Here is a 3,582-nt window from a genome sequence, read left to right on the forward strand (position 1 = left end):
GCTGCTGGGCGGGGTGGGTCCCTCGGTGGGGGGGGGGGGGGGGGGGGTTTGATGGGGTGCGGTGTGGGTGTGGCGGGGGGGGGGGGGGGGGGGGGGGGGGTTTTATTCCCGGCCCGCGCGCGCGCCCGCCGCTGGCTACTTCTTCTCCGGCGGGGCGACGGTGTCGCCCGGCACGGCCTTGATCAGCTGCGGGGTCCAGGCGCCGTCCTTCTGGACGAGCTTGGCCTGGTACATGTCCTGGATCAGGGCGTGGTCCGAGGCACGGACCGTTTCCTTGCCCTTGGGGCCGTCGAAGCTATAGCCCTCGAGGGCCTTGACCATGGCGTCGGGGTCGGTGCCGCCGCCCTGCTTGATGGCCTGGACGATCAGCTGGCCGGCGACGAAGCCGTCCGGGGTGAAGAGGTCGGCCTTGCCGCCGGCCTTCTCGACGCCGGCGATCATCTTCTTCTCGACGTCGGTGCCTGAGGCGCCCGGGAAGTAGTGGTTGAGGAAGCTGATCTTGGAGCTCGCCGGGCCGTAGGCGTTGAAGCTGGAGGCGTCGCCGAGGCCGGTGACCACCGGGGCGGAGTCGAAGACGCCCTGCTGGCTCAGGGCCTGCCACATGGTGCCGGTGGTGGCGCCGGCCCAGGCGACGAAGACCAGGTCTGCCTTGGCGTCCAGCAGCTGGCGCGCGAACGGCGTCAGTTCCTGGTTCTCCGGGACCAGCACGGAGCTGACGTTGGCGCCCTTGGCCCCGAGCACGGCCTTGACCGCGGCGACGTTGCCCTGGCCGAAGGCGTTGTCCTGGGCGAAGACGACGACCTTCTTGCCCTTGGTGTCGATGAACGTGCCCGCGGTGGCGACGTCCTGCAGGCTCTGCCGGCCGGAGCGGAAGGTGTACTTGTTGACGCCCTGGATCGCGTCGGTGGCGGCGGGGCCGGAGATGTAGAGGACCTTGTTCTGCTGGGCCTGTTCGGCGAGCTTGACGGCGATGCCGGAGGAGGCGGTGCCGCCGATGATCTTGTAGCCCTTGCCGATCATGTCCTTGGCGGCCGCGACCGCTTTGTCCGGGTCGCCGGCGTCGTCGGTGTAGGTCAGGTTGATCTTGGCGCCGTTGACCTCGCCGCTGCCGCCGGTGGCGTAGTCGATGCCGGCCTGCAGGCCCTGGTAGTAGGTGGCGCCGTAGGCCGCCAGGGCCCCGGTCTTGGAGTAGATGATGCCGACGTTGACGGGCTCGGCGGCCTTGCCGGAGCCCGCGGGGGCTGCCGAGCCGGCGGTGGGCGCGCAGGCGCTCAGGGCCAGGCCGGAGGCCATCACGGCTGCCATCAGGAACTTCTTTGTGTCCTTCACGGGATGCCTTTCGGTGAAAATCCGAGGAGTGGGGGCAGGGGAGATCTGAGTCCAACCTGAAAGGTGATTCAGATTACAGTCAATCTATGGCGCGGGTCACAGACTGTCAACGGATTCCGGCGCAGACTGTGCAACGAAATGGCAACGAAGTTGCCTCTCCCCCGCCGCCGACGGCGCCTCATGGGCACCACGGCTCTTTACTCCCGGTGCGGCCCGCGTGAAGATGATCCCGGGGCCGCAGCGCGGTCCCGGGGAAAGACAGGGAAGGACCGAAAAGGAGCGGGGTGCGTGCGGCATGAACCGACGGTTGACGGGCGCCACGCTCGGCGCCCTGGCTGATTTCCTGGGGCGCTGGAGCGGCACCACCCGCTGGGAGGCCACCGCGTGGGGTCCGGCAAGGAGCGCGGCGGCGGAGGTGGAGTTCGCGCGGGCGGCGGGTGGGCTGGCGGTCACGGTGGCGTTCCGGCACGCCGAGGCCGACGGCCGCGTCGCCACCGTCACGGGGGTGCTCACCGAGGATCCGCGCCACCCCGGGGCGCTCCTATACGAAATTCACGGTGCACGCGCCGGCGTCGTAGGCCTGCCCTTGGAGGGGCGCGCACCGGACGCGCCGGCGCGGGCCGCCTGGCACGACGGCGTGCTGACCATCGAGCGGCGCAGCGCCCGGGGCACGGCCCGGCACACGCTGCAGGTGCGCGATGGCGAGCTCATCCACTCCGCCGGGCTGCGGCTGGGAGCCGCCGGGGAGTTCACCCCGTTCATGACGACGGTGTGCCGTCGGGTCCGGGCGGCGGCGCCGGTTTAGAGCCCGAAGGTCTCGGTTTCCTCGAAGGGTCCCACCACGGTGACGGTCCGCGGGGCGGCGGCGAGTTCGCGGGCGAGTTCCTGGACCTCGGCGGCGGTGACGGCCTGGATCTGCCGCAGGGTCTCGTCGATGTCCTGGTATTCGCCGGAGACCAGTTCGGCCCGGCCCAGGCGGGACATCCGCGAACCGGTGTCCTCCAGCGCCAGGACGATCCCGCCGCTGAGCTGGCCCACGGCCTTGCGCAGCTCCTCCTCGGTGATGCCGCCCTCGGCGAGCTTGTCCAGCTCGGCGCCCAGCAGGTCCAGCACCTGGCGGACCTTCGTGGGGGTGCAGCCGGCGTACATGCCGAAGTACCCGGCGTCGGCGTAGGAGGAGGCGAAGGAGTAGGTCGAGTAGACCAGGCCGCGCTTCTCGCGGACCTCCTGGAACAGGCGGGAGGACATGCCGCCGCCGAGGACGGCGTTGAGGACGCTCATGACGAAGCGGCGGTCATCGGTGGCCACCAGCGAGGGGCAGCCCACGATAATGTTGGCCTGCTCCACGGGGCGCTTGACCACGTGCAGGCCGGCGGTGCCGGTGATCACGGCGCGTTCGGTCGCGCGGCGCTGCACCGGGGCGGCGTCGGCCTCGAGGTCCCAGCCGGCGGTCTCCAGGGCGTCCACCACGAGGCGGCAGACGACGTCGTGGTCCAGTCCCCCGGCGGCGGTGATGACGAGCTCGTCCGGGCGGTAGTAGCGCCGGTAGTGGTCCCAGACCGAATCCCGGGCAACGGCGCGGATGGCCTCGGGAGTGCCCCCGATGGGGCGGCCCAGCGGGTGGGAGCCGAGGACCGCGGCGACAAAGTGCTCGTGGGCGACGTCGGTGGGGTCGTCGCTGTCCATCGCGATCTCCTCGAGGATGACGTCGCGTTCCTGCTCCATCTCCTGCGGGTCGAGGACGGCGCCGGTGATCATGTCGGCGATGACGTCGATCGCCATCGGCAGGTCCGTGTCGAGGACGCGGGCGAAGTAGCAGGTGCTTTCCTTGGCGGTGGCCGCGTTGGATTCGCCGCCCACCTCGTCGAAGGCGGAGGCGATCTCCAGGGCGGTGCGCTTCCGGGTGCCCTTGAAAAGGAGGTGTTCCAGGAAGTGGGTGGAGCCGTGCTGGCCGGGGGCCTCGTCCCGGGATCCGACGCCGACCCAGAAACCGATCGTGGCGGAGCGCTGGCCGGGCATCGCCTCGGTCAGCACCCGGACGCCGCCGGGGAGCACCGAACGCCGCACCTCCGAACCGCCGTCGGCCCCGTGGATCAGGGTGTCGGCGTGCTGGTTCTGCTCGAGCGGCAGCGGGACGAGAGTCATTAAGGCCTTTCAAAAAACCGTGCTGGAAGGGTGCCAAATCTGCCTGCCATCCTACCCGCGGCGGCGGCAGTTAACGGCAGCGGGGCCGGTGGACGAATCCACCGGCCC

3 protein-coding genes are annotated in these 3,582 nt (G+C 70.6%); 1 reads left to right on the forward strand and 2 read right to left on the reverse strand.

Going from position 1 to position 3,582, the window contains the following annotated elements:
• Nucleotides 1-135 precede the first annotated feature (135 nt).
• On the reverse strand, nucleotides 136-1,329 hold the full coding sequence (locus ACFUCU_RS16190) for a substrate-binding domain-containing protein (protein WP_290258337.1): 1,194 nt from the start codon (nucleotides 1,327-1,329) through the stop codon (nucleotides 136-138).
• 295 nt (nucleotides 1,330-1,624) lie between these two features.
• Between ACFUCU_RS16190 and ACFUCU_RS16195 the strand changes: the two genes are divergently transcribed.
• Nucleotides 1,625-2,134: a DUF1579 domain-containing protein gene (locus tag ACFUCU_RS16195; RefSeq protein ID WP_377973470.1), complete on the forward strand. Its 510-nt coding sequence runs from the start codon at nucleotides 1,625-1,627 to the stop codon at nucleotides 2,132-2,134.
• On the opposite strand, the gene ACFUCU_RS16200 is transcribed toward ACFUCU_RS16195, so the two are convergent.
• Nucleotides 2,131-3,474 carry a pitrilysin family protein gene (locus tag ACFUCU_RS16200; RefSeq protein WP_290258339.1) on the reverse strand — a complete coding sequence of 448 codons (1,344 nt, stop codon included), beginning with the start codon at nucleotides 3,472-3,474 and terminating at the stop codon, nucleotides 2,131-2,133. The genes ACFUCU_RS16195 and ACFUCU_RS16200 overlap by 4 nt on opposite strands.
• Nucleotides 3,475-3,582: the final 108 nt, after the last annotated feature.

The organism is Arthrobacter sp. NPDC057259 (assembly GCF_042668995.1).
In the GTDB taxonomy this organism is placed as follows: Bacteria; Actinomycetota; Actinomycetes; order Actinomycetales; family Micrococcaceae; genus Arthrobacter.

Excerpts from the sequence above, each read along its gene's own strand:
- ACFUCU_RS16195 (WP_377973470.1), top strand. The coding sequence starts at position 1,625 with ATGAACCGACGGTTGACGGGCGCCACGCTCGGCGCCCTGGCTGATTTC.
- ACFUCU_RS16200 (WP_290258339.1), bottom strand. The coding sequence starts at position 3,474 with ATGACTCTCGTCCCGCTGCCGCTCGAGCAGAACCAGCACGCCGACACC.